The organism is Paenibacillus sp. MMO-58 (assembly GCF_037146255.1).
Lineage (GTDB): Bacteria > Bacillota > Bacilli > Paenibacillales > Paenibacillaceae > Pristimantibacillus.
The window spans coordinates 233,650-240,040 of sequence record NZ_JBBCVY010000011.1 but is presented as its reverse complement, the minus strand read 5'-3'; the positions used below and the strand labels follow the sequence as shown (position 1 = coordinate 240,040).

The 6,391-nt window shown below is 52.0% G+C and carries 6 protein-coding genes; all 6 read right to left on the bottom strand.

Going from position 1 to position 6,391, the window contains the following annotated elements; all coding sequences use genetic code 11:
* Positions 1-685 precede the first annotated feature (685 nt).
* The 6 genes from WFJ73_RS27065 to WFJ73_RS27040 all read right to left on the bottom strand — a co-directional run bounded on the left by WFJ73_RS27065 (position 686) and on the right by WFJ73_RS27040 (position 6,377).
* A complete protein-coding gene (locus WFJ73_RS27065) occupies positions 686-1,897 on the bottom strand; it encodes an MFS transporter (protein ID WP_336776050.1) in 1,212 nt (403 codons plus the stop codon).
* On the bottom strand, positions 1,897-2,367 hold the full coding sequence (locus WFJ73_RS27060; protein ID WP_336776049.1) for a cupin domain-containing protein: 471 nt from the start codon (positions 2,365-2,367) through the stop codon (positions 1,897-1,899). Before WFJ73_RS27060 ends, WFJ73_RS27065 begins: the two co-directional genes overlap by 1 nt.
* A gap of 77 nt (positions 2,368-2,444) precedes the next feature.
* Complete coding sequence (locus WFJ73_RS27055) at positions 2,445-2,585, bottom strand: hypothetical protein (protein WP_336776048.1); 141 nt, start codon at positions 2,583-2,585, stop codon at positions 2,445-2,447.
* Positions 2,582-4,213: a hypothetical protein gene (locus tag WFJ73_RS27050; protein WP_336776047.1), complete on the bottom strand. Its 1,632-nt coding sequence runs from the start codon at positions 4,211-4,213 to the stop codon at positions 2,582-2,584. Before WFJ73_RS27050 ends, WFJ73_RS27055 begins: the two co-directional genes overlap by 4 nt.
* A gap of 31 nt (positions 4,214-4,244) precedes the next feature.
* Positions 4,245-5,891, bottom strand: a complete 1,647-nt coding sequence (locus tag WFJ73_RS27045) for a hypothetical protein (protein WP_336776046.1) — start codon at positions 5,889-5,891, stop codon at positions 4,245-4,247.
* A gap of 69 nt (positions 5,892-5,960) precedes the next feature.
* Positions 5,961-6,377 carry a divergent PAP2 family protein gene (locus WFJ73_RS27040; RefSeq protein ID WP_336776057.1) on the bottom strand — a complete coding sequence of 139 codons (417 nt, stop codon included), beginning with the start codon at positions 6,375-6,377 and terminating at the stop codon, positions 5,961-5,963.
* Positions 6,378-6,391 lie beyond the last annotated feature (14 nt).

The window sequence follows — 6,391 nt, the reverse complement described above, 5'->3', positions numbered from 1 at the left end:
AAATGCAGCATATTCGCCCAAAAGCAGCCGATACAGGCTGATTTCGCGCATATACTGCATTCCGTGCAAAGTATCACTCGAGCAGCCCCCATTCTCGCCTAGTATGCTGCATTTCGAGCAACATAAATCCCTAAACTAGCTGCTTTAAGTACCACCGTCCGCTTACGTTGCACGAATTGCAGCATAATGGAGCATTTGAGCCAAGTAATCATCTTATCCTGCACGAAATGCAACATATTCGCCCAAAAGCAGCCGATACCAGCTGATTTTCGCGAAATATACTGCATACCGTGCAGCGTATCACTCGAGCAGCCCCCATTCTCGCCCAGTATGCTGCACTTCGTGCAACATAAATCCTAAACTAGCTAGCTTTAAGTACCACCGTCCGCCTACGTTGCTCGAATTGCAGCATAATGGAGCATTTGAGCCAAGTAACTAGTTCTATCCTGCACGAAATGCAGCGTATTCGCTCAAAAGCAGCCGATACAGGCTGATTTCGCGCAATATACTGCATTCCGTGCAGCGTATCACTCAAGAAGCCCCCATTCTCGCCCATTATGCTGCACTTCGTGCAACATAAGTCAGCGCGAACAAGGTCGAGGCCGAGTTCGGGTCACGATCGAGGTCACAGCGAAACAAGACCCACAACAAAAAGAGCGGTGCCCCAGGCACCGCTCTTTTCAAGTTACCCTTGAGCCCGCGCGCGCTGGCGGCTCAGATAAATGAAGTATACAGCTAGATAAATAACGTACAGGATAGCCGACAGCAGGAACATCGTCGTGTAGCTTGTCGCGGTTACGACTACACCGAGCAGAATCGAGCCTAGCCCGATGCCGATATCGAAGAAGTTGTAGTACGTCGCGGTTGCGACACCGCGGCGTTCCGGCTGCACCAGGTTAATGACCCATGCCTGCAAGGCTGGGAACATCGCGCCAAAGCCTGCGCCGTAGAATACGCCGGCAAGCAGCAGCATGGCCATGGAATCGGTGTAATAGAGCAATATGCAGCCGATCATACAAAGGATCGCCGTGGGGAACAATACCCAGAACGGTCCTTTTCGGTCGAACAACGGACCACTGATGAACCGGATCAACACCTCGCTGATCGCTACAACCAGGAAGAAGTAGCCGGTCTGCGTAATGCCGATGTCCTTGGTGAACAGCGTTACGAAGCTGAGCATGCCGCCGAAAGCAAAGCCAACCAGCGAACCAAGCATCGAAGGCACAAGCACCTTAGACTCAATAACTTCAGCCCATGGCGAAGGCTTCACCCCTGCCGCATGAAGCTCCGCTGTAGCAGCCGCTTCAGCCGCGGCAATCTCGACGGATTGGGCGCCTTTTTGCCGAACCAGCAAGGTCAGCACCAACGTAATCGCGAGGAAGACCACTCCGGCTCCGAACAAGCCGGCATAGTCGTACTGATCCAGAAGCCATAAGCCAAGCATCGGCCCGATCGAGAAGGAGACGGCATTACCCATCGCAAAATAGCCCATCCCCTCTCCCCGCCGCTCAGCGGGAATCGCGTCGGATACAAGCGTGCCATACAGTGCCGTAGCAATACCGAAGCCGAAGCCATGAACAACGCGGAGCGCAAGCAACGCCGAAATCGAGTTGGCCGCATAGTAACACGCCATACCGATAAGGCAGATCGTTACGCCGATCAAGAGCAATTTGCGCTTGCCGAAATGCTTCAGCCCGATGCCAATGAGCAGACGCGACACAACGGCCGAGAATGTGAAGATACCCAGCATCATGCCGATCTGCGAACCGCTGCCCCCTTTTTCATCCGCGAAGAGCGGAAGGGTAGGCAGCAGCATTTCAAGACCGAAGAATAAGAATAAATTAGATAACGCCAGCAGAATGAAATTTTTCGTCCAGAGCTTTTCTGCCGGTTTCATTAAAATTTACGTTCGATCAGCTTGAAGTCATCGTAATGGAAGCCCGGTGCTACGATGCAAGACACCAGAACCGGCTCATCCCCAAGCGGACGCGCCATTTGCCATTCTGCTGCAGGAACAAGCGCCTGCGGATGCTGGCCATTCGCAACGTCGCCTCCAACGATAATCTCTTTGCGCACTTCAGGGTTCTCGCCCGTGCCGCCCAGCGTCAGCATAAGCGGACTGCCGGAATGCCACAGCCACAGCTCATCCGAATGGACCGTATGCCAATCCGAGAACTCCTCCGGATGAAGCAGGAAATAAATCGAAGATGCCGCAAAGCGCGGTCCGGAATACGGCTCGCCCAATACCGCCTGCGGAATTTCAAAATTCGCTTTCCAAATCTCCTTGTACCAGCCGCCCTCCACATGAGGCTTCAGTTCAAGCGCCGCTACTAGCGGGGATATTTCTTTTACAGCCGTTGCCGACAATATGGCCCTCTCCTCTCTATCTCTCGCACTATCTTTTTGTTAGGTTCAGTCCAATGTACTATGCAATGCCCCGATCGTCAATGCACGACTTGTGGATGCGAGGCCTCTTTCTCCCAACCGGACAGACTGCACAGAAAAAAAGCCTGCCCCTGCAGCAGCAAGAACGGCGAACCGTTCCAGCTGCTGCGGGCAGACTCTCTTCCTTCAACATACGTCAAGCCGGATAGTTCCGAATACCGAAATCAATCAAATCGTAGATACCGATAAGGTTAATGACCGCCATCACGCCTAGCAGCAGCCCGTACACGCCGAACTTCAGCGGCTGCACCCGGGCAAGCAGACGATTCGCCAGCTTAAAGATCAGCGCGAAGAGCGCCCATGAATAATAGAAGGAATACAGGATCAGTCCGTTCTCCTTGGTACCCCAGCCTACGGCGAATAGAATAACGAAGGAGAAGACGAGCCAGAACATGCAGATCTGCGCAAACCGATCTTTGTAATGAAGCAGGAAGCCGATGACAGCCAGCACCAGAATGATTACGCCAACAATATTAAGCGAATCTACGATTCTAAGCTGATAGGAGGCATGCTCGAAGGTTGTCCGGTCCTCCCCGGCGCTTGGCCATACGAAGCAAGAGGCGAAGAAGTTGACGTACTGATACCATTTGTCGAGCGTCGTGACTTCCGCACCGGAGAAAGCCATCAGTCCCTTGTACTCCGTATGGGTCTCGAGAATAACCGGAAGCTGCCCGAAGAGCGTAGCCGCAGCCAGGAACTTGAAGGCGTTCACCGCCATATCCTTGATCCATTCCTTCAGCTTCCTCGCCTGTGACAAGAGCGGGAACAGGATGCCCGTCGTCACAAGGGAACCTACCGCGCCAATGAAGAAGAAATCCCTCCGCCCCCACTGGAACAGATACGAGTAGATGAACAGAATCAGCCAGAATACCGCGAATATGTACTGCTCGATATTAAACATAAATAACAGGAAAGGATAGGAGAAGGACAGGAACAACAGGAAGAAGACTTTGTCCATCGACTGCAGCTTCATCATTCTCGCAAGCAGAATCATGGCGAACTGCATGACAATCACATGGATGATCTGCATCATAATCGGATAGCTGTTCGGGATAAAAAAGAGCACCTTAGACAGGATCATCGCAATCAGAGCGAACGGAGCGGCATACAAGCCGAACAACGGCTGACGGATATCATTCTCGAACGTGCCGATATTCAGGAATGCGTTGCTCTCTACCTGGTCGATCGAGTCTGCCGTATACACGACGTCATACGGGATGATCTTGCCTGCAGCATCATGCGCCCCATAAAACACGTTCGTCAGGTTATAGATGGTGAGGATGGCAACCGCCATAACTATACTTGCGATGATCCAGTACCTCCGCTCCAACCGATCCAGACCGGTAATGAGCTCCTTCGCCGTTGCATAGAACTTCGGCAGGAACCAGCAGAGCACCAGGAACACCGCAAGAAGCGAGCAGATCCCAAGCGCGATGGAAATCACCTTATCGTTATGACCTCCAATATCGAGGCCGATTCGATGGAAAATCTCGCCGGAGAGCTTGCTGTACTTGATGTACGAGTATTGCGTCAGGTAATACACGCCTACAAGGGTAAACAAGGCGGCGAAGAAAATCCGTCCGGTACTTAGCTCCTGCGTAACCTTCTCCACAACCTGACGTTTATACGATAACCAATACAATAACAAGAGAGAGCATAACAGACCGATAAGCACATTAACGGCCGTTCCCCTTAGCGTAAGCAAGGCTGTCATGCAGACTCCCGAAGCAATAAACAGCAGACGAAGAATAGAACTTCTGACTGGCATCTTGACTCCTCCTAATATGGCAACTCAACTCTTATACCGGATAGTACTCCGCTCCAAACCGAATCAGATCGTACAGGCCCTGGGCATTCAGCCCGATCATGACGACAAGAAGCAGTGCATGAACGGAATATTTCACCCAATGATGCCGGGCCAACAGTTTATCTATCAGCATGAAGAGCAGAGCCATGAAAGCCCATGAGAAGTACAAGCTGTACAGAATAAGCCCGTTCTCAGCCGTCCCCCAGCCCACTACGCACAGCATAACGAAGGAGAAGCTCACCCACAGGACGCAAATTTTCATAAAACGCTGCTTGTAATGCAGCAGGAAACCGGCTACGGCGAGGATCATCAGAATTAAGCCGAGGATATTCAAGGAATGAACCGTATGCAGCTGATACGAGACATGCTCGAAGGTCGTTTTGTCGACACCGGCGCCAGGCTTCACGAAGCAGGAGGCTACGAAGTTCATATACTGCAGCCATTTGTCCCCGGAGCTGATGGCAGCCCCCGTAAACTCCATGTTCTCCTTGACCGATGAGACGACTTCAAGCAATAACGGCAGTCGTCCGAACAAGACCATGATGACTAGCGCCTGGAGCGCCACCCTGCCCGTGTCCTTGAGAATTCTCTTCAGCTGCTTCGACTTCGACAATAACGGGAATAATACCGCGCTTGTCAGAAGTGAGCCTGCCGCACCGATGAAATAATACACCTTCGGCCCCCAGCCGAACTGGCAGGAATAGAGGAAGAGAATAAGCCAGAACAACGAGAAGATATACTGCTCCATATTCAGAGAGAACATCAACACCGGATAAGACGCATTCAGGAACAACAGGAAAATCAGCTGGTCGATCGACCGCAGCTTCAGCATCCGGCTTATCAAAATCATCGCCATCTGCAGCAGGAATACCTGAATGATCTGCATCATAACCGGGTAGCTGTTCGGAACGAAAAAGAACAGCTTCGAGATGACTATGCCAACTAGCGCGAATGGCAAGGCGAACAGGCCAAACAGCGGCTGCTTGAGATCATTTTGCACGGAGCTGATGTTGAGGTACACGTTGCTGTCCACCAGATCCGCCGTATCGGTCGTATACACGACGTCGAATCGGACAATCTCCCCGCTCTGATCCCTTGTCTCGTAGAAAACGCTGCTCACGTTAAACGCGATAATAACGACAATTGCAAGCACGAATGTGGAGACAATCAGGTACCTTTTCTCCAGCTTGGTCAAATTTCTGGCGAATTCCAGGACAACCGCGGCCAGCTTAGGCCAGAGCAGATAGACGCATAGGAAAAGGAAATAAAAAGCCACGATTCCCACGATAACCGAGATCGCCGCGGCAATCTCGTCGCTATACGGCATATAGCCCGTATCCCGCAGCATCTCCCGCACGTTCTTGAGCGTTCTCTGCTTGTAGAAATAATCAATCATGCTGACGTCTATCGCGACAGCAAAGATCAGCGGAAGGAGGATGTCCTTCTTCCGAATGACCGGGATCACCTTGTCTAGATACCCGGACTTATAGGCTGCCCAGCACAAGATAAGAAAGGAGCACAAAACGCCGATGGCGACATGGAAGGCTGTTCCCTTTAAAGAGACAAGCCCGGTCATCGCCGTTCCGGATAGGATAAAGGCTCCTTTCATCAGATGCGCCTTGGCAGTTACCGTAGTCATATGTAAGCTAGCACTCCTAACCTTGGTGACATCAAGATCATCTGCGACCGAATGCGGATAGGTCATACGCTACCCCGCAATCCCATATAGAAGATAGCCGAGCAGAATGCCCAGCACGAGACCTCCAATGATCTCGAGCCGTGTATGCCCCATGCTCTCCCGCAGTTTAGTAGGCTGAATAGCCGAAGAATCCGATGTCATGATATTAATCGCCACCGCATGGCGCCCGACCGCCCTCCGGAGCCCTGTGGCATCAATAATGACGATAAACGTAACCGCAACGGCGAGCGCGAACATCGGGCTGTTGAAGCCTTCCGACAGGCCGATCAGCATGGAAGGCGTCGTGACCACCGTCGTATGCGTGCTGGGGAATCCTCCGTTGCCAACGCGCTGCTTCGCTTCTTTGCCGAAGCGAATATAGTTGATCATAAATTTTAAGACACCGGATACGAACCACCCGATGAGAGGTGCGAGAAAATAAGGCAGAACAACCACTCCCT